General features: G+C 64.8%; 20 protein-coding genes and 1 pseudogene. 5 read left to right on the top strand and 16 right to left on the bottom strand.

What is annotated here, in order from left to right; all coding sequences use genetic code 11:
• Nucleotides 1-69: 69 nt before the first annotated feature.
• The 7 genes from ACQCVD_RS02840 to ACQCVD_RS02810 form a co-directional block, all read right to left on the bottom strand.
• Nucleotides 70-831: a PIG-L deacetylase family protein gene (locus ACQCVD_RS02840; protein WP_426822184.1), complete on the bottom strand. Its 762-nt coding sequence runs from the start codon at nt 829-831 to the stop codon at nt 70-72.
• A gap of 53 nt (nt 832-884) precedes the next feature.
• Nucleotides 885-1,877, bottom strand: a complete 993-nt coding sequence (locus ACQCVD_RS02835; RefSeq protein WP_426822183.1) for a cation diffusion facilitator family transporter — start codon at nt 1,875-1,877, stop codon at nt 885-887.
• Entirely contained in the window at nt 1,878-2,327 is a 450-nt protein-coding gene (locus tag ACQCVD_RS02830) for a transporter substrate-binding domain-containing protein (RefSeq protein WP_426822387.1), read from the bottom strand. It abuts the gene before it with no gap.
• A gap of 190 nt (nt 2,328-2,517) precedes the next feature.
• Entirely contained in the window at nt 2,518-4,398 is a 1,881-nt protein-coding gene (locus ACQCVD_RS02825) for a BCCT family transporter (RefSeq protein WP_426822181.1), read from the bottom strand.
• 216 nt (nt 4,399-4,614) lie between these two features.
• The gene (locus tag ACQCVD_RS02820) at nt 4,615-4,920 is read right to left on the bottom strand and encodes a hypothetical protein (RefSeq protein ID WP_426822180.1); all 306 of its coding nucleotides are present in this window, start codon (nt 4,918-4,920) and stop codon (nt 4,615-4,617) included.
• Nucleotides 4,921-5,067: 147 nt separating this feature from the next.
• Nucleotides 5,068-5,496 carry a VOC family protein gene (locus ACQCVD_RS02815; protein WP_426822179.1) on the bottom strand — a complete coding sequence of 143 codons (429 nt, stop codon included), beginning with the start codon at nt 5,494-5,496 and terminating at the stop codon, nt 5,068-5,070.
• 309 nt (nt 5,497-5,805) lie between these two features.
• Entirely contained in the window at nt 5,806-7,908 is a 2,103-nt protein-coding gene (locus tag ACQCVD_RS02810) for a PhoX family protein (protein ID WP_426822178.1), read from the bottom strand.
• 325 nt (nt 7,909-8,233) lie between these two features.
• Here ACQCVD_RS02810 and ACQCVD_RS02805 point away from each other — a divergent pair, with 325 nt between their 5' ends.
• Entirely contained in the window at nt 8,234-9,412 is a 1,179-nt protein-coding gene (locus ACQCVD_RS02805; protein ID WP_426822177.1) for a globin domain-containing protein, read from the top strand.
• A 10-nt stretch (nt 9,413-9,422) separates the two neighbouring features.
• Here the strand turns inward: ACQCVD_RS02805 and ACQCVD_RS02800 are convergent, their stop codons facing one another.
• The 3 genes and pseudogenes from ACQCVD_RS02800 to ACQCVD_RS02790 form a co-directional block, all read right to left on the bottom strand.
• Nucleotides 9,423-10,007: an HD domain-containing protein gene (locus ACQCVD_RS02800; RefSeq protein WP_426822176.1), complete on the bottom strand. Its 585-nt coding sequence runs from the start codon at nt 10,005-10,007 to the stop codon at nt 9,423-9,425.
• Nucleotides 10,008-10,017: 10 nt separating this feature from the next.
• Nucleotides 10,018-10,278, bottom strand: coding sequence for an Arc family DNA-binding protein (locus ACQCVD_RS02795; protein ID WP_426822175.1), 261 nt, complete (start codon nt 10,276-10,278; stop codon nt 10,018-10,020).
• Between the two features lie 5 nt (nt 10,279-10,283).
• A pseudogene (locus tag ACQCVD_RS02790) lies at nt 10,284-10,985 on the bottom strand (SPFH domain-containing protein); the annotation flags it as partial.
• Between the two features lie 630 nt (nt 10,986-11,615).
• Here ACQCVD_RS02790 and lysS point away from each other — a divergent pair.
• Both lysS and ACQCVD_RS02780 read left to right on the top strand, forming a co-directional pair.
• The gene (gene lysS / locus ACQCVD_RS02785) at nt 11,616-13,196 is read left to right on the top strand and encodes a lysine--tRNA ligase (RefSeq protein ID WP_426822174.1); all 1,581 of its coding nucleotides are present in this window, start codon (nt 11,616-11,618) and stop codon (nt 13,194-13,196) included.
• A gap of 164 nt (nt 13,197-13,360) precedes the next feature.
• Nucleotides 13,361-14,038, top strand: coding sequence for an LppP/LprE family lipoprotein (locus ACQCVD_RS02780; RefSeq protein WP_426822173.1), 678 nt, complete (start codon nt 13,361-13,363; stop codon nt 14,036-14,038).
• Between the two features lie 142 nt (nt 14,039-14,180).
• On the opposite strand, the gene ACQCVD_RS02775 is transcribed toward ACQCVD_RS02780, so the two are convergent.
• Together ACQCVD_RS02775 and ACQCVD_RS02770 are read right to left on the bottom strand one after the other, a co-directional pair.
• Complete coding sequence (locus tag ACQCVD_RS02775; protein ID WP_426822172.1) at nt 14,181-14,822, bottom strand: hypothetical protein; 642 nt, start codon at nt 14,820-14,822, stop codon at nt 14,181-14,183.
• Nucleotides 14,823-14,973: 151 nt separating this feature from the next.
• Nucleotides 14,974-16,728: a hypothetical protein gene (locus ACQCVD_RS02770; protein ID WP_426822171.1), complete on the bottom strand. Its 1,755-nt coding sequence runs from the start codon at nt 16,726-16,728 to the stop codon at nt 14,974-14,976.
• Between the two features lie 70 nt (nt 16,729-16,798).
• On the opposite strand from ACQCVD_RS02770, the gene ACQCVD_RS02765 reads away from it, so the two are divergent.
• A complete protein-coding gene (locus ACQCVD_RS02765; protein WP_426822170.1) occupies nt 16,799-17,902 on the top strand; it encodes a VanZ family protein in 1,104 nt (367 codons plus the stop codon).
• Here the strand turns inward: ACQCVD_RS02765 and ACQCVD_RS02760 are convergent.
• The 3 genes from ACQCVD_RS02760 to ACQCVD_RS02750 all read right to left on the bottom strand — a co-directional run bounded on the left by ACQCVD_RS02760 (nt 17,887) and on the right by ACQCVD_RS02750 (nt 21,530).
• Nucleotides 17,887-18,237, bottom strand: coding sequence for a hypothetical protein (locus tag ACQCVD_RS02760; protein ID WP_426822169.1), 351 nt, complete (start codon nt 18,235-18,237; stop codon nt 17,887-17,889). The two genes, ACQCVD_RS02765 and ACQCVD_RS02760, sit on opposite strands and share 16 nt — an antisense overlap.
• 86 nt (nt 18,238-18,323) lie before the next feature.
• Nucleotides 18,324-19,784, bottom strand: a complete 1,461-nt coding sequence (locus ACQCVD_RS02755) for an alkaline phosphatase (protein ID WP_426822168.1) — start codon at nt 19,782-19,784, stop codon at nt 18,324-18,326.
• A gap of 312 nt (nt 19,785-20,096) precedes the next feature.
• Nucleotides 20,097-21,530 (bottom strand): GuaB1 family IMP dehydrogenase-related protein, encoded by a 1,434-nt coding sequence (locus ACQCVD_RS02750; RefSeq protein ID WP_426822167.1) that lies wholly within the window; start codon nt 21,528-21,530, stop codon nt 20,097-20,099.
• A 363-nt stretch (nt 21,531-21,893) separates the two neighbouring features.
• On the opposite strand from ACQCVD_RS02750, the gene ACQCVD_RS02745 reads away from it, so the two are divergent.
• Complete coding sequence (locus tag ACQCVD_RS02745) at nt 21,894-22,166, top strand: helix-turn-helix transcriptional regulator (protein WP_426822166.1); 273 nt, start codon at nt 21,894-21,896, stop codon at nt 22,164-22,166.
• A 366-nt stretch (nt 22,167-22,532) separates the two neighbouring features.
• On the opposite strand, the gene cspB is transcribed toward ACQCVD_RS02745, so the two are convergent.
• Nucleotides 22,533-23,969, bottom strand: a complete 1,437-nt coding sequence (gene cspB / locus ACQCVD_RS02740) for an S-layer protein PS2 (protein WP_426822165.1) — start codon at nt 23,967-23,969, stop codon at nt 22,533-22,535.
• Nucleotides 23,970-24,630 lie beyond the last annotated feature (661 nt).

The following is a 24,630-nucleotide window of genomic DNA, read 5'->3' as shown; positions in this document are numbered from 1 at the left end:
CAGGCCCTTGTCTCACGTGGTTTTCAGGTACCGCCGGCTCAGCGGCCCGGCGGAACTGCTCACCTTCCGCTACTGCGCCGAACCGGAGACAGGTCCGTCGATCTCCGGTTCCGCCCCCAGGCCGAAGACCCGGAAGGGCACCCCGTGTTCTGCCCCGGCGCTCTCACCGCCCGCGCGCAGAATCTCCGGGAGGAAGACCTCCGGCTCGGGGTGGTCGGGTAGGTCCGCCAGGTAGGCCTCGTGGCAGTGCAGTGAGGTGATGGCGGCGTCGACGGCGGCGGCATCCACCGTCACCGCGTGGGTCGGCTCGCTCGCGCCGGCCACCAGCAGCAGATCGGCCTTGTGGGGCTCGTAGCCCTCTACGTCGAGAAGTTCACGGTGGGACCAGCGGTTCGAGGCATCACACGCGGCGTCGAGCGCGGCCACGCCAGCCACCCGGTGGTCGGACTGGTTCAGCGAGCCGTAAGCCTCCATGTCGTAGTTGGCGGTGATCACCACATCGGGCTGCAGGCGGCGGACCTGACGGGCGATGTCACGGCGCAGACCGATGGATTCCTCCAGGTGCCCGTCGGGGTAGTTGAACATCACCAGCTCGGTGACGCCGACGGCGTCGCAGGCCGCCCGCTGCTCGGCCGCACGGATGACGGCCGCCTCCTCCGGCACCCGCTGCATGCCGGCCTCGCCATGGGTGAGCAGCAGGTAATCCACCTGGATCCCGGCACGGGTCCACTCATGGACGGCGGCGGACAGGCCGTATTCCGCGTCATCCGGGTGGGCGACCACCACCAGGACATGCCGCCAGTTCTTCCAGTTCAGTTTCGGGATGGTCATCGGGAGTCTCCAATGTCAGGGATTTCAGGCCCTCTACCAGCATCCCAGGAAACTCACTGCTCCGCGGGCACCTGCTGCGGATCAATCTCGGAGACGACGGCGATGACCACGTCCTGGAGTTTCCAGTCCAGGTCGGCGATCTGTTCGGTCAGTTCATCGAGCTGCACCGGGGTGGGCATGTAGTCCTCGACCGGTACCACGAACATCTCCGTGTGGAAGATGTGCCCCTGGTCGCGGACGCGGGCGCGGGCCTGGTCCACCCAGTCGATCCGGCGGGCCAGTTCCTCGACTTCGTCCGTCAGTGGGTGCGGCCCGGAGTTGTCGTAGGTGGTGGCGCGGGCGTCGGAGAGCCCGGAGATGGAGGCGCGGATATTGGTCACGCCGTCCTTGAGGATGGACGCGGAGATCACCAGCGCCGCGATCGCGTCCGCCCACCACAGGCCGACACCAATGCCGAGCACACCGACGATCGTGGCCACGGCGGTGCCCCAGTCGGCCTTGGCCATGTCGGCGTCGGCGTAGAGGACCTTGTCATGCAGTGGTTTGGCCAGTTTGATCTTGATCCGGCCGAGGATGACCATCGGGATGGAGGTGATCACCATGACGGCGATCATCAGCCAACCGGACCAGAACTCCTGGCCGAACAGCACCAGCAGACCGATCGGCGGCTTTTCCACGTTGATCAGCGCTGATACTGCGCCGTAGACCAGGAACAGGCCCATCGCCAACAGCGCGACCCCGGCCACCAGGTGGGCCACCGCGATCGCGCGGTGTGGGCCATAGGGGTGCTTGCGGCTGGGAGGAGACTTGATGATGCGGGTGGCCACCAGGAAGGCGATCGGCGGCACCAGGGAGATCATGTCCTCGGCCCAGGCGCTCTTCATTGCCTGGGACTGGCCGGCGACCAGGCCCACCAGGATCACCGTGAGGATGATCCAGCCGATGGTGATCCATTCCAGGCGGACCGCCTTGCGCAGGGTTTCGCGCTGCTCATCGGGCAGTCGTTCGACACCGGAGCCGAGGGCGGGTTCAGTTCTGGTCAGCATCTATATCTCCCCGTGTTCCTGTGCCAGGTGCCGCTCGAGCGCCACCATCAGCTCGTTCTCGCCCATCCGCACACCCATGACCATGTTCTCGCCGTCGACCTGGGCGTAGGAGCGGGTGATGGCCATGTGGGTGGTCCACGGCGTGGAGGTGGTCAGGCCACCGATGACGACGTCGAGCAGGTCGTTCTTGATCCGGCCGGCCAGGACGGACTCGGGAGCGGCGTGCCACTCGATCTCGGCGTCGATGCTGTCTGCGAAGCTCTCGAGCAGCTCCACCTCGGAGCCGGAGTACCGGCGGTCCGGGGAGACGTCGGTCCACGGGTGATGCTCCGAAACCCCGACCACGAGGGTGCCGCCGCGCGCCCGGTCCAGGGTTCCCGCGGCATCAGCCGGGATGGATGTGCACCCCGTCAGCGTGGTGGCGGTGGTGACGGCCAGTGCGGCCACCATGAGGGGAATTCTCCGGGGCATGCCAATCTCCTGGTCTCATTCGCAATGTCAACTAACCGGAACTGCTTGAACTTCCGGGATCACTGACCCAGAACGGGAGTGTGCTACCTATTTTAGATCACAGAACCTTTATCTGTTCCCTGGGGAGAGCAATGGCCCTGCCTAGGCAGGACCATTGCTCGGGTGGTGTCTACTCGGATTGCTTATCGACGTCGCGGCCCAGGCGGTCAGCGTTCTCCGCTCCGTTCCCTGGTCGGATGCCCGCGGTGCTGCCCCCGGCCCCCGGCACCACCGGTCTTGAGCTTTCGATGTAGCGGACCTTCTCGCCCCAGTCCGGTCCGTTCTTCTTGTCGTACTCCTCGAGCACGGCACCGACCACGGCCGGGTTGAAGCCGCTGCCGTCCGCCACGGAATCGTCCGGAATGTGGTGGACTGGGCCGATCGGCTCGGGGGAGGGCACGCCTTCGTTCTTCTCCCAGTCTGCTGGTGTGTAGGCACGTTTCCACTGCCTGGTGACCACGGGGGTGGGGCGTCCCATGTCCGCGTTGAGCGCCACCCAGAGGCTCCACATTTGGATGAACCCCATGATGAAGAAGGGCAGGCCGATGACGATGATCACCTGCTGCAGCGCACTCAGACCACCTTCGCCGGTAACAGTGAGGAGCACAGCGGCGACCGCGCCCATCATCACGGACCAGGTCAGCTTCTGGTGGATCGGGGCGAAGCGGGGTTCCTCACCGGAGGCGATCATGTCCGTGACCATGGCGGCGGAGTCCACCGAGGTGGTGAAGAAGATGATCACGATCAGGATGGCCACGCCGGACACGAAGCCGGCGAAGGGGTAGTTGGAGAGGAACTCAAACAGCGCGCCGGGGATGTCGCCCTGGTCGACGACGCGATCCACCAGGCCGCCCGCACCGTTCTGTTCGATGTTGAAGGAAGCGGTGCCGAAGGCACCGAACCACAGCAGGGAGAAGGCGACCGGTAGCGCCAGCACTCCGGCGACGAACTCACGGATGGTGCGGCCCCGGCTGATACGGGCGATGAAGATGCCCACGAAGGGCGACCAGGTGATCGTCCAGGCCCAGTAGAACACGGTCCAGGTGTTCTGCCAGGCGGCGTTGTCCGGCGAGTTCGGGACCGTGTTGTTCCAGAACGCCAGGTCCGGCAGCCAACTCAGGTAGGTGCCCACGGACTCGATGGTGCCCTTGAGGATCAGCACGGTCGGACCGGCGGCGATGATGAACACGAGCAGGGCGATCGCCATGTAGATGTTGATGTTCGACAGGATCTTGATGCCGCGGTCCAGACCGAGGGCCACCGAGACCGAGGCGATCGAGGTCATCACGATGATGATGATCAGCTGGACCAGTGGGGAGACCTCGACCCCGAAGAGCTCGGACAACCCGGCATTGATCTGCAGGGTGCCCAGGCCAACGGACACGGCGACACCGAAGACCGTGCCGATGAGCGCGACGACGTCGATGGTCTTGCCGATCGGCCCGTAGACCTTGGATCCCAGCAGCGGGGAGAAGATGGAGCTGACCCGCGGCGGCATCTTCCGTTTGTAGATGAAATAGGCGAAGCACAGGGAAGGCAACGCGAAGATGGTCCAGGTGTGCAGCGCGAAGTGGTAGTGGGTGAAGGCGATGGCCTGGTTGGCGGCTTCCGCGGTCTCCGGTGCCACGTCCCCCATCGGCGGGTTGGCGAAGTGGGAGATCGGTTCGGCCACGCCCCAGAACATCAGGATCGAGCCGATGCCGGCGGCGAAGAGCATGGAGAACCAGGTCAGTGTCCGGTACTCCGGCTCTTCGTCGTCGCTGCCCAGACGGGCATGGCCGAACCGGGTGCAGGCGATGAATATCAGGAAGACCAGGAAGACCGAGACACCGAGGATATAGAACCAGCCCAGATTGGACATGAGCCAATCGGAGGCGGTGCCGAAGACATCCCCGACCCAGTCGCCGAAGAAAATCGTGATGAGCACGAAGGCGAGCATGATGCCGATGGCGACGAAGAACACTCCGGGGTCGGTCTTCAGCCTCAGCGCTTTAGCTAGTCGATCAAACATGGCGGAAGCTCCTCCGCTTCAATGTGATGAGACGGTTGGCAGGGGCGCCGGCGCCTCACCCGCATGGTGGGCAACGGATACACCCTCCAGACATACCGGGGATGAGGGTGCCATGGGTGCCGCAGGTCTCACCGGAATTAGAGAACCGAAGAGATACCGGGTGCTCTTGCTGGGAAAATCCTTAATATAACGATCCGCTAAAGTTCCACGTGAGGATCAGATTCCATGGGTCTCCGGACGCAGGGTGGGCGGCAGGATGCGCTTGTCGATGAGGCCCCCGAAGAGCTGCGGCAACCGGGTCCCGGTGTCCAGGGCGTCGGCGAAGCCGGCCTGCCGGACCTTGACGGTGGAGGTGATGTTGTCGGCCTCCTGGTGGAAGAGGAAGTCGCCCACGCCCCAACCGACGAGCTCGTCGAAGGGGGTCTCCACCAGATCGTATTTCGCCACCAGCTGTTCCCAGACGTCGCGCCTGGTGGGCATGGTCTCCGCCAACGACACCTGCTGCGGGGCGGCGTAATCCATGCCGAAGTGTTCCGCGAAGACCGGCCACAGCTGGGACCAGCGGAACTGGTCACCGTTGGTGATGTTGAAGACCTCGTTCGCGGCGGCACCGGTGGCACCGGCCCAGACGGTACCGCGGCAGGGGCGGCGGGTACCCCGCGGCGTCGGCTAGGTGGTCTGATTGGTGGAGAACGCCCACATCACGCCGAAGCGGTCGAAGATCTGTCCGTACCAGTCGCCCCAGGGGGCCTTCTCGAAGGGCATGTTGACCGAACCGCCGCCATCCACCAGCTTCCGGATGAACTCGTGGGCCTCCTCGGCGTCGTCCACGGTGTAGAGCAGGGAATAGGCGGTGTCGCGGATGGGATACCTGTCCTCGTCACCGGGCATTGTGTCGCCGCCGGCGAGGACGCCGCCGGGCAGGTGGAGGGTGACGTGCGCGACGGCGGCCGGATCCGGCGCAAAGGGCATCCCCTCCATCGGGGTGTCAGCGTAGGTGAGCAGATTCAGCTCCCCGCCGAAAACCTTGTGCCAGTGGGTGAACGCTTCCTTGGTGCTGCCGGGCAGGGCGATGTAGGTGGCCAGGGATGTACTCATGGGAATCCTCCGGTGTGGCGGCCGGCCGTGGATGGCCAACCTGTCCTCCCAGGGGATAGTGGCGGGAAGTGGACGCCGGGTTTCTGTAGCGTTTCGGTTGAATCACAAGAATGGAGAGCTGGGGAGCCCCGGGTCCTCACCTGAGGAAGCGCCTTCCGAGGTGTGTCCGGAACATCGGTCAGCCGGTTTCCGTATCCCCGCCCCCGTATGACCGCAGCACCCACCGTCTCCGACTTTTCCTGCCGGGGCAGGGCGGAGGGGGCAGCGGGTGCTGGTGCTGTGGCTCCGGCGCGGCGGGAGCTGGTGCTGCTAGGCGTTCTCCATGCCGACCTTGCCGCCGCCGCTCGGCCAGACCTGGGCTACGGCCGGGCGGGGCACGGCGTTCCCGCCGTCGGGCCAGTGGGTCTGCGGATTATCTGCGCTGGCGTCGTCGCCCTCGCCCGGGTGCTGGACATTGACCAGGACGCGCTCGTCATTGACGATCGGGCCACAGGTCTCGGCCCCGACGGGGACGGTCAGGAAGCACTTGACCTCGCCGCGACGATCGCCGTCGACAGCCACGGCGTAGAGGCCGTCATTGGAGTCCAGGGCGTTGCCGTCGGTGGAGATCCACAGGTTGCCGTGGGAGTCGAAGGCCAGGTTGTCCGGGCAGGAGATCGGGGAGACCTTCGCCTTGTCGAAGCCGCCGAAGTAGGAGTAGGCGGCGTTCGGGTCACCGCAGACCAGCAGCAGGTTCCACGTGAAGGAGGTGCCGCCGTGGTCGTCCTCGATCTCCATGACCAGGCCGTTCTTGTTCTCCGTGATCGGAGCGACCTCGGTCGGACCCTCCTGGGACTTCTCGGCGTTCTCACCGGTCGCGCCGCGGTAGGAGTTGTTGGTCAGGGCGACGTAGACTTTCTGGTTGACCGGGTTGACTTCGACGTCCTCCGGGCGGTCCATCTTGGTCGGCTCGAGCACGTCGGCGGCGCTCCGGGTGAACACCGCGACCTCCTCGGCGGAGAAGCCGTCCACGTGGGATTCGGCGGAGCCGTCCTCCTCGACGGTCAGCAGTGGCAGCCACTCACCGTCACCGTCGAAGGCGCCGTCCTCCGGCAGCTCGCCGGAGCCGTCGATCTCGGACTCGGGGGAGTTGCCGTTGAACTTGGCCACGTAGAGGGTGCCCGCGTCCAGGATGGTCATGTTGTGCTCGAGGTTGCCCTCTTCCATCTGCCGGGAGGAGACGAACTTGTACAGGTAGTCGAAACGCTCGTCATCACCCGAGTAGCAGACCACGGTGCCGTCCTCGGCGATGTGGATGTTGCCGGCCTCGTGCTTGAAACGGCCCAGGGCGGTGTGCTTGACCGGGGTGGATTCGGGATCCAGCGGGTCGATCTCGACGATGTAGTTGAAGCGGTTCGGCTCGTTCGGCGTCTTGACCACGTCGAAGCGGTCATCGAAGCGCTCCCACTTGCGGTCGCTCTCCCCGCCGGAGATGCCCATGCGCGCGTGGCGCTCCTTGAGCTGTTCGTCCTCAAGTAGGTCGGTGTTGCCGAAGTACTGGTCCACATTCTCCTCACCAGAGAGGATCGTCCCCCAGGGGGTGACGCCGCCGGCGCAGTTGTTCAGGGTGCCCAGCACGATCTCGCCGTCCGGGTCCTGCTCGGTCTTGACCAGGTCGGAACCGGCGGCGGGACCGACCAGGCGGAACTCGGTGGTGCCGGTGATGCGGCGGTTCAGCGGGCCGAACTCGCGCTTGAGTTCACCGGTGCCGTTGACCTTGGAGACCTCCAGCACGGTCAGACCGTGGGCGGCCAGACCGATCTCGAACTGCTCCCGGGTGGGGTTCTCCGCGTCATAGCCCTTGAACATGTTCGGTTCGGTGGAGTACTCGTGCGAGCAGACGTAAACCAGGCGGTTGTCATCCTCCGGGTGCTCGACCAGGCCGGCGAAGTCATTGTTGAAGCCGAACTGCTGCGCGGCGGCCTCGGGGGTCTGGTTGTCGATGTCGAACTCGGGGGCGCCCTCAATCACCGGGTCGCCCCAGGCGATCAGCACGGACTGCTCGTAGCCCTCGGGGATCACGACGGCGTCTTCGGTGTTCGGCTCAACGGGGGTGAACCGCATGCCTTCGTAGGCGGGGCCGTCGGTGGTGGCCGGCTGGCCGGAGGAGGAGCCGGAAGAGGAGCCGGAGGCCTGGCTGCTGGCCTCGCCCGAGGAGCAGGCGGCCAGGACGGAACCCGTGCCGACGGTCAGGACGGTGAGGCTGCCCGCCTTCAGAGCGGAGCGGCGGGACATCAGGTCGCCGAAGTAGGGGTTTGAGGTCTGGTTCGCACACTCGCCGAAGCAGGCGTTGCCGCACTTGTAGGTGCAGGTCATCTTGGTGCGCGAAGAGGCGAACTTGTTGCTGAGCAGGCTGAGGCCCTTAAGTGCCACGGGTACTCCAAAAATAGTTAAGAGGATTGGGTGATTCGGCTGAGAAGGTTACGGTTCGGGCGTGTCCTCCCGGCGGAATCGTGGTGACCGCCGAATGAACTTCGGTTGAATCCCAGTTGAGGTGGCGGAAGATGTGCTATTTCGGAGGTCGCTGGTGGGCTGCCCACCACATGGGCGCAGGAATGTGATCAGAATCTCTGACCTTGATTTAATTAACACGGATAAAGCCGTGTAAAGTTCTGGGCAGTGCCAGTTGGGGCCTTCCGGGGCAGTCGGACTGGCAGTCAGGAAGCCAGTAGCTCAATGCGCCAGGAGGATCACGTACATGTCTGTGGAGACCATGCTCAAGACCGGGTCACGGCTCACCCCCGAGCACGAGGAGACCGTCAAGGCCACCATTTCCGCGATCGGGGCGAAGATCGAGGAGATCACCCCGCTGTTCTACAAGAAGATGTTCACCGCTCACCCCGAGCTGATCGCGAACACCTTCAACCGCGGTAACCAGAAGTCCGGTGCGCAGCAGAAGGCGCTCGCCGCCTCCGTGGTCACCTTCGCCTCCATGCTCATTGATCCGGACGCCCCGGATCCGGTCGATCTGCTCAGCCGCATCGCCCACAAGCACGTCTCCCTCGGCATCACCGAGGATCAGTACCAGATCGTCTACGAGAACCTCTTCGCCGCGATCGTGGACGTGCTCGGCGCAGACGTGGTCACCCCGGACGTCGCTGAGGCGTGGACCGAGGTCTACGACCTCATGGCGGCCGTGCTGATCGGGGCCGAGAAGGACCTCTACGACGAGCGCGGCGTCGCTCCGGGGGACGTCTTCCGCAAGGCGGAGGTCATCGCCAAGGAGCAGCTGACTGAGACGGTCACGCAGTACGTCCTCGCCGGTGATTTCACCGCACCGAAACCGGGCCAGTACACCTCCGTCGGCGTGGAGCTGCCCGACGGGGCCCGCCAGCTGCGTCAGTACTCCATCGTGGACGGGGACGCCACCCAGTACCGCATCGTGGTCAACCGCGACGGTGAGGTCTCCGGTCACCTGCAGGACAATGTCGAGGTCGGTGACCTCATCGACGCCACTCTCGCCGCCGGTGACCTGGTGCTGGATGAGACGGAGCACCCCGAGGCCCCGGTGGTGCTGATCTCCAGCGGCATCGGCTCCACCCCGATGGTCGGCATGCTGTCCTACCTCGCGGACACCGCCTCCGAGCGCAGGGTCACTGTGCTGCACGCCGATGAGAACCGGGACTCCCACGCCCAGGCCGTGCAGACCGAGACACTGGTGACGAAGCTGCCGAACGTCACCTACCGGACCAGCTACCGCGATGCCGGTGAACTCATCGACATCGCCGCCGAGATCCCGGCCGGCGCGGACGTCTACCTCTGTGGCGGCAACCTCTTCCTCCAGAACATCCGCGGCCAGCTTGCCGCGCTGGATGGGGACGCCAGCCCCGTCGCCGTTCACTTCGAACTGTTCAGCCCCAACGACTGGCTGGTCTAGTCCGGCAGGATCAGGCCACCAGCCCGGCCAGCCGCCCCACCGCCACCTCCAGGTCACTGGTGGCGCGGTGCTCACCCAACCGCAACCGGACCACCTCCGCCACCGCGCGCTGAAACCACAGCGTCTGCTCGGCTGAGGCGTTGAAGTGGTCCCACACCTCCGCCCCCTGCTGCTCCAGATCGGCGCACAGGGAGTGGAGGTTGTGTGTTTTATCCGCCACGGAGATCAGCACGCACTCCCGCGGCACCTCCCGGAGCCGGGCCAGGTACCCCTTTTTGCGCTCCAGCCACGGTGCCTGCGGCCACCCGGCCGTCTTGTCCTCCGACACTCCGCGCACCAGCTCCAGCACCCGCGGTCCGAAGTCCGCCTCGATCTGCCGCGCCCCGTAGACCTCGGGCGGCACATCCTCCAGGACGTCATGCAGCAGAGCTGCAACGATCACATCCTCGTCAGCGGTGTACTCCGAGACCAGCAGTGCCACCGCCACCGGATGTGAGATGTACGGGGCTGCGCCGCTCTTGCGCCGCTGGCCCGCATGGGCCTGCGCCGCCTGTTGCAGGGCGCGGTCGATCCGCGGCGTCCAGGTCAGTGCCATCGGGAAACTCCTAGGTGTCGGTGTCACGCTTGACGACGCCGCGGGACTTCCCGTCGGTGTCGTTGCCGGTATCGTCCTCGCGCCGGACCGGCGGCCGTCCGCGCCGGGGCAGGTCCCCCGCGTCCCCGGGGAGTCTGCCGGCCTGACGCAGACTGTCCCGCAGCATCACCTCGATCTGTGCGTTGATACTGCGGGTCTCATCATTTGCCCACCGTGCAATCGCCTCGTGGACCTTCGGGTCGATGCGCAGGGCGACATTCTTCCTGGCCATGGTCTTTAGGTGTAGAGGCTACCCGTGTTGATCATGGGCTGGGCATTGGTGTCCGAGCACAGCACCACGAGCAGGTTGGACACCATCGCGGCGCGCCGTTCCGGGTCCAGGTCCACGATCTCCTTGGCCTCCAGCTGGTCCAGGGCTGTCTCCACCATGCTGACGGCGCCTTCGACGATGGTCTCCCGGGCGTCGACAATGGCTCCGGCCTGCTGGCGTTGCAGCATCGCCTGTGCGATCTCCGGGGCGTAGGACAGTGAGCCGATGCGGGCCTCGATGATCTCCAGTCCGGCGATGTTGACCCGGGCGGCCACTTCCTCGGCCAACTCGTTCGAGACCAGTTCAGTGGAGCCGGACAACGAGGGGTTGTGTGCGGTACCGCCGTCATAGGGGTGGGTGGTGGCCACGTGCCGCAGCGCGGACTCCGCCTGGGAGGTGATGAATTCCTCGACGTCCTCCACTGAGAAGGTGGCCTTGGCGGTGTCGGCGATCTGCCAGACGACGATCGCGCCGATGTTGACGGGATTCCCGTTGGAGTCGTTGACCTTGATGGTCTCGGTCTCGAAGTTGCGCACCCGGACGCTGACCTTCTTTGCGGTGGTCAGGGGCGGCACCAGGGAAAGTCCGGTGCGGCGGTTGGTGCCCAGGTAGCGGCCAAAGAACTGCACCACCAGGGTGTGGCCGGGGTTGATCACCTTGATCATCGTGGCCAGCAGGATGAACAGGATGATGGCGATGACCGCCACCGGGATCATGAGGCCCGGATGGGCGATTTCCATGCCCGCCAGGATGATGGCTCCGGCGGCGGCGAAGATCAGCAGGATCATGACGATCAGGGCCGTGCCGGCCAGGCCGGCGCCGGCGGTCCAGGTCTGCCGTTCGGTGACCTCGACTTTGGCGCCGCCGTGGCCGACGGGCCGTTCGGCGACCTCCGTGGTGGCCGGGGGATTGTCCGGGGAGTTATCTGGGGTGCTCGGGTTGGGGTGGTTCGGGGCGCTCATGCTGGCGGCCCTGCCTTCCTGTGATCGGGGAGTTTTCATGGATGATCATTTCATGGCCGTGAATTAATCTGATATCAGTTTATCAGCGAACAGCGATAAAAGTGATATCAGATTTGTAACGGTAGGGCGCTGCGCCGGGTGCTGCCGGACAAACCACTGGGGCACCGGGGACCGGCAGTCCCGTGGCAAAGCCCGTGCCCTTCCGCCGGAACAGCCACCGTCGGACAGCAATCGCGGTGCCATGGTGGCTGCGCCGGTGGCCCCGATCTGATCTCCGGCACCACCCTGCCGCCTGAACTGCGGACCCCCGGCACCGATGGACTACTCTGTGAAGGCGTGACGAAAGCTAAGGATTCCCAGGCCCAGACCAATGACCTTCCCGAGCAGCTGCGCATCCGCCGAGAGAAGCGGGAGCGCCTGATCGACAGTGGCGTGGAGCCCTACCCGGTCACCGTCGAACGCACCATCTCCCTGGCTGACCTGCGCGATCAGTTCCGCATCCTGGCTGAGGGGGAGGAGCCCGGTAATGAGCAGGGCGTCACCTACCTCACCTCCGGTGAGGAGACCGAGGTCGTGCACTCCATCGCCGGCCGCGTCATCTTCATGCGCAACACCGGCAAGCTGTGCTTCGCCACCCTCCAGGATGGTGACGGCACCCAGGTGCAGGCCATGCTCTCGCTGGCAGAGGTCGGCGAGGAGGCTCTGGCGGCCTGGAAGTCGGACGTGGATCTCGGGGACTTCGTCTCCGTGACCGGACGGGTCATCTCCTCGCGTCGTGGTGAGCTGTCGATCATGGCCACCCGCTGGCAGCTGGCCGCCAAGTCGTTGCGCCCGCTGCCGGTGTCTTTCGCCGAGATGGCCGAGGACACCCGGGTCCGTCACCGCTACACGGATCTGATCATGCGCGAGGAAGCCCGCAAGAACGCCATGACCCGCATCAAGGTCATGCGCGCCCTGCGCCACTACCTCGAGAGCCAGGACTTCGTGGAGATCGAGACCCCGATGCTCCAGACCCTGCACGGCGGTGCCGCGGCCCGTCCCTTCCAGACCCACTCCAACGCTCTGGACATCGACCTCTACCTGCGCATCGCCCCCGAACTCTTCCTCAAGCGGGCCGTGGTCGGCGGCATCGACCGCGTCTTCGAGGTCAACCGCAACTTCCGCAACGAAGGCGTGGACTCCACCCACAGCCCCGAGTTCGCCATGCTGGAGACCTACCAGGCGTGGGGCAGCTACGCCGACGGCGCCCAGACCATCAAGAACCTGGTCCAGTCGGTGGCCATGGAGGTCTTCGGCTCCACCACGGTGACCCTCGCCGACGGCACGGGGTACGACCTCGGCGGCGAGTGGCCCGTCATCGAGATGTACCCCTCACTCAACGAGGCCCTGCAGCGCAAGCACCCCGGCCAGCCCGAGGTCACCATCGACTCCACCGTCGAGGAGCTCAAGGAGATCGCGAAGGTCATCGGCCTCGAGGTCCCGGAGAAGGGCGGCTGGGGCCACGGCAAGCTCGTCGAGGAGATCTGGGAACTGCTCTGTGAGGACCAGCTCGAGGGCCCGATCTTCGTCAAGGACTTCCCCGTGGAGACCTCCCCGCTGACCCGTGACCACCGCGAGAAGCCGCGCGTGACCGAGAAGTGGGACCTCTACGTCCGCGGCTTCGAACTGGCCACCGGCTACTCCGAGCTGATTGACCCGGTCATCCAGCGCGAGCGCTTCGAGGACCAGGCCCGCCTGGCCGCTGGCGGCGACGAGGAGGCCATGGTGCTCGACGAGGACTTCCTCGCCGCCATGGAGCAGGGCATGCCGCCGACCGCCGGCACCGGCATGGGCATTGACCGCCTGCTCATGGCTCTGACCGGCCTGGGCATCCGCGAGACCGTGCTCTTCCCGATGGTCAAGCCGGAAGCGAAGTAGGCCCGCCGCTCAACGACGCCCCGGACCAGCGGCGCCGCGCCCCTGCTCAGCCTGAGCAGGGGCGCGGCATTGTTACTCGGGGAAATACTGCCCGGTTCTCTTCCGGAAACCGGTTTCACACGGCATAGTTGCTGTCAGCAGCTGAGCCACTCCGGAGGAGGATCATGAGCGTGCCCCGATTGCCCCGCAGAACTCTGGTGACCGCCGCCGGTGTGGCCGCCCTGGCACTGGTCGTGGGTTGTGCGGAGAACACCACTCCGGAAGACCCGGGGCCGTCGTCGGTGGTGGACACGCCCACCGAGAACTCCGACCCTTCCGCGGCACCGGCTCCCTCACCCACCCTGGGAACCACAGCTTCGCCCGTGGAGGAGACCAGTACGACGGCGGACCCCGGGATGACACAGAACAGTGAATCGGCCCCGGCGGACAGCACCGAATGCACCGACCTGACCGGAGAGCAGGCCGTGCAACGCTGGGTCGGACAGGTGCCCACCCACAATGGCTGGCCCTGGGACACCAACTACGCCTCCACGGATGGGTACGACCCCTGCCAGCCGCTGTCCTGGATCGTGCTCCCGATCGAGGGTGGCACCAGCTCCTCGCCCTACCAGATCATGCTGTTCCACCAGGGGCAGTATCTGGGCACCGCCACCAGCGAGGCCTATGGCTTCAGCCCGGACGTCCAACGCCTGGATGACGCCAGCATCCAGGTCACCTGGCGCTGGCCCCAAGAAGGCGAGAGTAACGCGGCGGCCTCCGGCCGGACCACCGCCCAATTCCGCTGGGATGACGCCCGGGACAAGGTGGTCATGACGGGTGATGTTCCGCCCTCCGGGCGGTGACTGCGCTTGAGGGGAACAATTCTTTCGGAGTGGCGGTCACTCAGGACACCTTCTGCCCTGATCCTCCACAACGCAGCAGGCGGAACCCGGGTCCCGGGTTCCGCCTGTTGTCCGTGCGCCGGATTCCAACTTGGTAGCCGAGCTAGCCCACCAGCTGGCTGTAGCAGGTCTGGGTCGCAGTCTGCAGCATGCCGGACTCCTCCGCCGTCAGGGCACGGTCCTGCTGGTTGGCGATCGAGTGGGTCAGATCGTTCGCACCCTGTCCGATCAGGGAGTCGGCCATGCAGCCGTACACCATATCCAGGGCTTCCTGCGGGAAGGCGCTGAGATCTTCGCCAGACGCGGCGGCTACGCCATTCATGCCGTTGATCACGGACTGCCGGTCTGCCGGGCCCTGGTTCTGGGGTGCCTCCTGCTGACCCTGCGCCTGCTGCTGGGCGGCAGCGTCCTGTTCCTGGCCCTGCTGCGGGGCCGGTGCCCCGTTCTCATTCGCCCGGGCTGCCGGAGCCGGGGCCTGCGCGGGGTCCTCGGCCTGATCACCCTCCGCGTCCGGCTCCGCGGCGTCGTCTTCCGTCGCCTGGGCGTCGGACTCCGATTCCTCTTCCTCCGAGGTCTCCTCGGTGGTCGTCTCCTCGGAGCTGGACTCCTCGGCGGAGGTCACGGTGGAGGAGGAGGTTTCCGTGGTGGAGTCGGCCTCCTCGCCCTCACCGCTGGAGCAGGCACCCAGGAGCAGGGAAGATGCCAGGACTGCGGCGGTGATGATGCGGGTGTGGAGACTTTTCATGGTGGGGCCTTTCTCCGGGTGGGGCAGGATAATGGTGTCACGTTACCGCGGACCTGCAGGCTCCGCTGAATTTGGGAGCCGTCCAGTCCATTTCCTCACCCCGTTCGTGGTCCCAGAAAGTATGGGGTCCCAATGCATTTTCCTGTCCCGGTCAGCCACGTCCCAGCTCATTTACCCGCCAGCCGGTGCCGGGACTCCAGACCGCCACACGGCTGATCCGCCTGGTGTGGGGCAACCACTCCGCCACCACGATCCGATCCGGTCCGGCGAAGACGGCCTGCGCCACCGTGTCCGCCGTATCCGCGTAGCGGGCCACCACCGCGCCGGTATCCATGCCGCGGAAGACCAGCTCGCCGGGGTCCTCCTCCGCGTACTCATCGGAAAATACCGCATAAGGTCCCAGCGCCTTCCCCTGTACCCGCCCCTGGCGTCGCACCGCGGTGATGTTCAGTTGCCGATCCAGCACCACTTCGGTCTGGAAGCCACGGACGATGATCTGGTCAGCCAGCCGGTAGCCGTCGTTGATGGCCTCGCCGCCCAGGTTCACCTCGGTGAGGGACCCGGCTCCGGTGAGTGCCACGGCCTGATCTCTGTTCCCCTTCCGGCGGAGCACGTACAGGTCCTCGAAGAGATGCCGGTGGAGCAGCCAGTCATCGCCGACATCCACCTCATTCCCGGTGCGGGGCGGGATCTCCTCGAGTAAGGGCAGCCGCCAGGAGCGGTTCCCGGTGGAGACCGTGGCACCACCGTCCAGCTGCAGAGGTGCGTAGGTGGGGACGTCGATGGTGTGGGTGTGCCTGCCGGTGTCCACCCGGTAGCCGCGCACCCGCGGTCGGCCCCGATCGGTGACCCAGAGGGTCTGCCCGTCGGAGTCGGCGATGCCGTCGCCGTATTCCGGCAGGGCAGGGGGGAGGGCACTGTCCAGAGTGGTGTCGATGACCAGGTCCCGGCCAGCGCGGTGCACGTGGGTGATACGAACATCGGTGCTCTCCGGGAAACCGAAGCCGTAGCTGCTCCGGGCGGCGAAATAGCCTGCCAACTCCTGCTCGGGAAAGCAGGGCTCCGGGGAATGCACGTGAGCTGCCCAGCCCTCGGCACGGAAGGCGTACTGCCATTTGCGGGATTCCGTGTCGAAAGGATAGAGCCGACCGCGTCGTACGGTACGCAATCCCGGCAGGGATGCCTTCCTCAGGAGGAAGGACAACTCCAGCCGGACGGAGTCCCCGGGTCGCCAGTCCGGAAGGTTGCCCTCGAAGTAGAGCGCATCGCACAGGATCCGCAGCTCCCGGCGGCCCTCGGGCGCCGGCGGCAAGTGCACGGTGGGGCGCGCCGGGGCGTCGTCAGGGACGGCGGTGGGCTCCGGCTCCCGGACAGCTCCCTCCCAGGCGGGTGAGGGGAGTGTCGTCGGGAAGCGCACCCTGGTGGCCCTCACCGCGATGCCTTCCGCAGTGAGGCCGAGGACGGTACCGTGCTCGGCGTCGATACGCAGGGTGACGTCGGGGAGAGGAAGGACCAGGACCCGGCGGCCAGCCACCATGTCCGTGGTGACGTCCGCCAGCTCCAGTCCGGCCAATGCGGCCAGGTTGAGGTTGGCACAGGCAAACCAGTCCAACGGTCCCAACAGATCGATCCGGGGCACCGGGCGGAAGACCGGGCGGCCGGAATCGTCGAAGTGCCACATGCCGGCCCCGGTACGGCGCATCACATCGCGCCCATCGCGCTGGACGAGCAGATCCACGCCGTGGCGGGAGATGCGCAGCCCTTCCGGATCGATGTCGCTGAGTATGCCGACAACATAACCGCGGGCCCGGCCCGTCCGGGTGAGGTCGAGGGTGACTGGGGTATCAGTACCGCGGCGCAGCAGTTGCAGGAGTGCCGAGAAATCCCGGGGCGGAGCAGCGGTCATGTCCGCCGAGTGTAATGCGGTTGGTGGGACCCCTCTCCCGAGCCGGGAAACGGCTGGCACAATACGTGGGGTGTTAGAGAATCAGCTCTTCCTCGCCGGCATCGCCCTTGGTATCGGATTCCTCGCGGGCGTCCTCCTCTTCGTACCGTTCGTGGCGCTGAGCTACCGCAGGCGCGGTCGCCTCGAGCTCGGCCGCACGCTGCTGTGGGCCGCGGCCCTGGTCTACTTCTGGGCGATCTGGACCTTCACCCTCCTGCCGCTGCCCACCCCGGGTGAGTTCCAGTGCGCCGGCACCAACCTGCAGCTGCTGCAGATGCGCCAGGACATCACCGCGGCCATCGACCGGAACCAGGGCATCAACCTCGGACTGCTTTCCGACGTCGCGATCCTCCAGCTCGTGCTCAACGTCGTGCTGTTCCTGCCACTCGGCTTCTTCCTCCGTGTGCTGGCCAACCGCGGGGTGGTGATCGCCACGCTCACCGGGCTGGCTACTTCGCTGTTCGTGGAGGTCACCCAGTTGACCGGTGTGTGGGGGCTGTACTCCTGCGCCTACCGCGTCTTCGACGTGGACGACCTTCTGGTCAACACCCTGGGGGCGCTGCTCGGCTCGATCCTGGCGCTGATGATTCCGGGGGCGCGCAGCCGCCGTGTGCCGGAGGAGGTGGCCGCCCGACCGCAGCCGGTCACCCGGACCCGTCGCCTGATCGCGATGATCTGTGACCTGCTGACCTACACCCTGGTCACGTTCGTGCTCGCCGGGCTGATCCGTCTGGTGATGATCTTTGTGCTGGATGAACGCGACCTGGCGCTGGACACGGACATCGCCACCCAGATCACCACTGCGGTGGTCTTCGCCCTCTACCTGGTCATCGTGCTGGCGACCGGCCGCACTCCGGGCGACTTCGCCGTGGAGCTGCGCTACCACGGTGGCCCCGTGCCCAGGCTTGTCGCTCGCCCGCTGCGCTTTATCGCCGGCATCGGCGGCTACGCCCTGCTGCAGCTGCTCGGCTGGGACGGGATCGCGAGTCTCTTCACCCTGCTGAGCCTGGCCGTCTGGATCTTCACCGCCCATGGCCGCGGCCTGCCGGGGCTGCTCTCCGGGCAACGGCTGAGTGACAGCCGGGAGATGAACCAGCCGGTGGAGCCGGAGGAGAAGGTTCAGTCGGTGGAGTAGAGCTCGGTCGGGGCCTCCGCGAGCGAGGTGGTGTCCCAGGTGCCATCGATGAGCCGGGAGACCGCGAGCGGGCGGAGTCCGCCATAGCCGAGGGACCGAAGCAACACCGTGACCTGTCCATCGGCGGCGGCAAGCACCTGTGCGCTGGCGCCCTCCGGAACGGCCAGCGCCGGTAACTCGCCACCCGTGGTCAGGTGCAGGTCGTCGTCGAAGTACATCTCGGTGCGGGCAGTCCATACCAGATAGTGTGCGCCGATCCGGAGTGCCAGATACGCGACATTATCCGTGCCGACGTCCGTGAGAGTGATTCGGTCGTCCGCTTCGCGACGGCCCACGGCGCAACGCTGGGGAATTACAAAGCCCGGTGCGACCTGCCGTTGACAGTATCGGCAGGCCGCACCGGGGCGGGATCAGGAGGTGGCTAGTCGCGGGTCCACCACTCGTTGATCGTCAGGTCAGCGACGGTGGTGTTGTCGATGAAGTCGCCGCGGACCGGATCAGTGCCGGTGGTGGCGTTGACGATGTCCTCGCTGCCGGCACCGCGGAAGAAGAAGGGCACGACCTGGTTGGTGTGGTTGCCGGAGTACCAGCTGTGGGCCGGAACCTCGCCCGCCTCACCGGTTAGGGCCTTGAAATCCGGCTCCTCGTCCTCGCCCATCAGGTAGCCGGTCTCGTGGTCGGCGGTGACGATGACCAGAGTCTCCTCCCAGGAGGAATTGGTCTCGACCCAGTCGACGACGGTCTCCACGGCGGCGTTGAAGGCCTGGACCTCCTCGATGTCGCGGGCAATGTCATTGGCGTGGCCGGCCCAGTCAATCGCACCGCCCTCGACCATGAGGTGGAAGCCGTCATCATCCTGACCCAGGACGTTCAGCGCGCCCTCGGTCATGGTGGCCAGATCGACGACGTCGTTCTGCGGGGTCTGGTACGGCGCGGTGTCCTGGCCGGAGCGGTCGTGCTGCAGGGTGGAGCTGACCTGCGCCAGGCCGAAGTAGTCGGTGTCTTCCTCGACGTCGCCATTGGCCAGGGCCTCGAAGTCGGCGTTGTCCTCGACGAGCTCGAAGTCGGTCTCACCATTTACCAGACGCTCGTACTGGTCGGCGGTCATGTAGCCCTCGTTAGCCTCGGTGACCGGCTCATTGTCCGAGTTGAAGAAGGGGTGGCCCGCACCCATGATGACATCCAGATCACCGGTGATCATTTCCTCGGTGATGGCGTGGTAGTCATTGCGGTCCGTGTTGTGGGCGGCCCAGGCTGCCGGGGTGGCGTGGCTGAAGGGCACGCTGGAGACCACGCCCGCTGCCTTGTCCTCGTCCTTGGCGCGCTGGGAGGTGTTCTCCAGTTCGGTGTCGGCGGAATCCACGCCGATGCTGCCGTTGTCGGTCTTCGAACCGGTGGCCATCGCGGTACCGGAGGCCGCGGAATCGGTGAAGTCCTCCATCACGTAATCATGGTCGGCCCATGCCCGGTCCGGCTCATAGGAGTTTCCCTCCTGGAAAGTGGTCATGCCCAGCTGATTCCACGCATCGCCCTCAAAGACCTGCACGGCCTCGCCCGGGGCTTCAGCAAGGTCGGAGCCGGCCTCACCCTCGACCTGGTAGCGGGTCTGGCCGGACTCATACAGATTGGTTGCGGAGACGTGGTTGTAGCCCATGCCGTCACCGACCAGGTAGATGATGTTCTCCGGTCCGTCGGTGTTCTCAGGGGCCTCGTTGCCGTTCTCCGTTCCCGGGGCACTGGAACCCGGCAGAGAGGAGCTGAGCGAGGAGCCCGAGGAGCCGAAGGCCTGGGCGCCGGCGGCCGGGATCAACAGGCCGGTGATGGCGATGGAGCTCACGGCAACGGTCAGGGCGCTCCGGAAGAAGCGACGGTTGACAGACATGTACATCCTTTTGAGTGGTACTGGATCGAAATGACAGGAGTCCGGGAGGCATGAGTCAGACATGCCCGACCAGACGTTCTGAACGCTACCGATGATGTGTTAACCCAAAATTGCAGGTGAATGAATAATGAAAACTTCAAAGTAAATTCTCATAGTTGCCGCGTAACGGACGGGCGTACTGGGCGATCCCGCCTCGGGGCTCGGGAACGCCCATGGTCCCGACTCTCGCAGACTGCCTCTGGAATAACACAAGGAAGCGGCAGTGCAATCAGTGCGCTGCCGCTTCCTTGTCCTTTCGCCGGTGGCCAGAGGCTACCGGGAGGCGCGGGGCTTGCCCTCCGCGTAACCCTCCGTGGACTGCACTCCCACCAGGGCCCTGTCCTGGTAGTCGGGGATCGAGTCAGCGCCGGCGTACGTGAAAGCGGAACGTACGCCGGAGATGATCTTGTCCACCAGGTCCTCAACACCCCCGTGCTGGGGATCCAGATAGATCTTGGCGGTGGAGATACCCTCCTCGAACATCGCGCGCCGGGCCAACTCGAAGGAATCAATCCCGGAATTCCGGCTCTCCACCGCCCGCCGCGAGGCCATGCCGAAGGACTCCTTGTACATTCCGCCGTCCGCGTCAATGTGCAGATCCCCCGGAGACTCGAACGTCCCGGCGAACCAGGAGCCGACCATCACGTTGGACGCTCCAGCCGCCAGTGCCAGGGCTACGTCGCGGGGGTCACGAACCCCGCCGTCCGCCCACACGTGCGCGCCCACCTCCTTCGCGGCTGCAGCACACTCGAGGACCGCGGAGAACTGCGGTCTACCCACGCCCGTCTGCATCCGGGTGGTGCACATGGCCCCAGGACCCACGCCCACCTTCACGATGTCCGCGCCGGCGGACACCAGATCACGCACGCCCTGCGCGGTGACGACATTGCCCGCCACGATGGGTACCTGCACGTCCAGCTCCCGGATCTTATGTAGAGCCCGAGTCATTCCGGTCTGGTGCCCGTGGGCGGTGTCGACCACCAGCACGTCAGCCCCGGCGTCGAGCAATGTCCGGGCCCGTCCCGCGACATCGCCGTTGATGCCGATCGCCGCGCCCACCCGGAGCCGCTTGCTGTCATCGGCTGCCGGTTCATACAGCGTGGCGCGCAGCGCCGCTGCCCGGGTGAGGATGCCGCGCAGCTGGAACTGCTTGTCGACGACCGGCGCCAGCTTGCGGCTGGCTTCCTCCAGCTGCTTGAACGCCTCCCGGGGAGCGATGTCCTCCGGCAGGGTGAGCAGATTCGTACTCATCAATGCGCCGACCTGGGTGAAGTTGTCCGCGTCGCGGAGGTCCTTGTCCGTGATGAGCCCGACCGGTTTATTCTCGTCGACCACGATTGCCGCGCCGTGAGCGCGCTTGTGCAGCAGGTTGCGGGCGTAGCCGACCGTGTGGTGGGGCTTGATGGTGATCGGGGTGTCGAAGACCAGGTCCGCAGCCTTCACCTCGGTGATGGTCGCTGCGGCGACCTCCGCCGGTACATCCTGTGGGAGGATCCCCAGACCGCCACGGCGGGCGATGGTCTCTGCCATGCGACGCCCCGTCACCGCGGTCATGTTGGCCACGACCAGTGGGATGGTGGTGCCGGTGCCGTCGAGGGTGCCCAGATCCACCGCCATGCGGGAGCCAACCTCAGAACGGTTGGGAACCATGAACACATCAGCGTAGGTGAGCTCATACGGGGGGACGGAATCATTGAGAAAACGCATTGTCGTTTCAGATCTTTCGCGTCGGGTTCAGTCTCTGGCTCTCTAAGCCGAGAGTACCGCTCAGCATGGCGCCGAGAGCGAACTTCTTCGACTCCTGGGCCCATAGTTCGATGGGGGAGGCGCGGAAAGCAGGTGTGCTGGAAAGGCAGTGGTGATGCCTGTGACGCGGAGGGACGACAACGCAATGTCCCTGCCCTATTGATTGGGATGATGAATGTTTGCTTACCGCTGCAAATGCGGTGTGATTTCCAGGTTTGCCCGCATTCATTCATTAGGGAAGAACGGGGGTAAAATCGAGGCGTACCCTGAGCAACACTAAGCCTATTCTAAAAGGAAAGTATAGTATTCTTAGGTGCGATATCGTTGGGTGATACGGAGGTTACTTTGTCCACGAAAAACACGGGGTTGTTCGCTCCGCGACTGAGCAAGCGGGAGCTCGAGGTCGTAGTGACCTGGTTTGCGTGCATCTCCAAGCGGCAGGCGGCCACGATCCTTGGAGTATCTGAGGATACGATCCGAACCCACATCGCTCGAGTGCGCGGAAAGTACATGAGCGTCGGCAGGCCTGCCAGCACCAAGTCTGATCTGATGATCCGTCTCATCCAGGATGGTCTCTATACGCCAGGGCAGGCCTGAGGGGCCCCGGCGGTCGCGCGGGCGACCATAAGTTGAAGATCCCGATCATGTGCCACGGAGATTTCCGTGATGGAACATGATCGGGTTTTTGTATCCCTCATTGCGGGACAACCCGCTTGTTCATGTTTATCTGCCCCCAAAATTGGTGGCCCTTATATTGCGTAGGCGAGTAGATTTCGGCCCACGTATTAGATATATGGATTCAGTTTCTTAACTACTATTAATTAGCTACCAATTACCGGAATGAACGGAGACGTCAGCGTAAAAGTGGAAAGAGCCCCTTCTGCCGAGTTCTTTCGGCAGAAGGGGCTCGTCGCCTTCAGCGACTTTCCATGTCTGGCTGGCCCTCTAGATCAGAGGAACCATTTAGCGCATGAAGTTGCTGATGAAGGGGAACGCTGCAGCGATCAGGGCCACGACGCCGCCGATGGCAGCGACCAGGCCGATCAGGCCGCCCTTCTCGGAGGAACCGGAGGACATGCCCGGCTCCTCGATGTCGCCCGGCTCCTCGCTGCCGCTACCCTTAGCGAGCTCCTCCAGGGCATCAGCGATAGCCTGCTCGCGCTCGGCTGCCTCGCGGGCGGCCTCACGGTCTGCCTCGAGCTGAGCCTTCTCAGCCTCCAGATTGGCATCAATGAGCTGGACGCGGTTCAGAGCTTCGCGCCAGGTGGCACCGTTTTCGAAGATCTTCCCGTAGGTTTCGGTGGCGAGGCGCAGCTTCTCGGCAGCGTAGTCGTCGCCTTCCTCCGGGTTGCTCTCGTCGGTCCCCCATGCCAGGAAGTACTCGGCGGTGGCGTCATCGGCCAGCTGGAGCCACTCCAGGTTATCGCCGAGGCCGGTCCACAGGTTGCCCTGGACCTCACGGTACTCGGTGGAAAGAACACCGTTATCGTCGGTGAGGACATCGTTGACGGTCAGCTCGACGTAGCGGGCTGCAGACTGGAAGATACCCTCGACAATGCGCAGGGAATCGCGCTGAGCGGTTGCGCGCTCCAGGAAGAGCTGGCGAACCAGGACGTCAGTCTTCTGAGCCTCGCGGTTGGAAGCCACGGCGGTGTCGTAAGCATCCTCGACGGTCTCAACCTGGCCGTCGACGGCGTCCTTCAGGGTTTCCAGGGCGAGCATGTGATCGCGGTTGATGAACTGGCCATCGGTCTCGTCGATGTTCCAGTCACCAGCGGTCTCGAACTGCTCGTCAACGGTGTCCTGCAGGGTCTGCAGAGCACGGTAGGCCTCGACGATGTCATCCTCGCGCTCCAAGTTGGAAGCCAGGTTCGGCAGCTCGGTGAACGGTGCGTCCTCGATGGTCTTGGCTTCGTTAACAGCGTCGATCAGCGGGTTGAGCTCGGTAGCTGCAGCGTTCAGGGCTTCAACCAAGATTTCCCAGTCGGCGTCAGCCTGCTCGTCCTGATCCACGGCGAATCCGACGGAAGCGCGTGCCTTGTTGACATTCTCAACGGAGGTGGCGAGCTGTGCGGAGGCATTGGCCTTGGCACCGTCGAAGGCATTGCGCGCCTCTTCCTCAGACGGATCGTAGCCGTCGGCGCCGAGGTCGATGTACGTGTCGACGAGTGCCTGGAGGCTGCCGCCCTCCTGGAAGCCTTCGAGGTAGTCAGCAGTGGCGTCAGTCAGTTCCTGCAGCTCAGTTTCGGTGACGTTGGCCGGAGCAACTGCGGTTGCGGCGGTACCGTCAACGACGGCGAAGCCTTCCTGAGCGTATGCGGGGACAGCCAGGCCGGAGACGCCGGTGGCAACTGCGATGGCGCCGGCGAGAGCGGCGGTACGAACGCGGTTCTTGAACATGAGGGTTTTACTCCTGAATTCGATCTTTATGGGTTGGAAGACCCTAGGCCGAGCCTGTGGGCCAGCATGGAAAGTCCACCGCGAAAATCTCGGGAATTACTCCGGAAATCGTTTTTCGCAATGCCTGGCGACTCAGTCGCTGAAAATAACCTTAGGGAATCGGCGGCTAATTTTCGCCTTCCACTAGTCATACCTTTGGGTTACTTAAAGTCTCGATGAGTAACGCTGACGTAACGGAAAAGCGGTATTCACCTGCGATTACCGGGAGAGAGGGCTGTATAGATGCTGCTGGCGGCGCACTTTCAATCGTCTCCAAGTAAATCCGAACGGGTGACCAATTGAGGGGGTAAATTATTACCTTCTCAGAAAAACGTCATCCCACCGGGTGAAGGCGCCAGGTTGTTGATGTGTTTTCAAAGATGGAAGTCCCGTTAACTTAATATTTACTTATGTAACTTGAACGGGCTACATTAACTCGTAAATCGCCAATTATGCGCGATTTCAGGACCTCATTACGGTCGTTTGTCATCCTTTCGGGCTAATCCCGGATGCGATGGCCACTCCGGGCGTTCGTCCTCCAGGTGTGTCGAGGTCGGTGGTGGGGCAGGCGAGGTGAGGCGATGGCCCTATTCGCAGTCTGATTCAAGTGTCGAGCCCGAAA

This window comes from Corynebacterium halotolerans (assembly GCF_050107895.1).
Lineage (GTDB): Bacteria > Actinomycetota > Actinomycetes > Mycobacteriales > Mycobacteriaceae > Corynebacterium > Corynebacterium halotolerans_B.
Note: the sequence above shows the minus strand (reverse complement) of the source record. Positions and strands in the feature narration are given on the sequence as shown.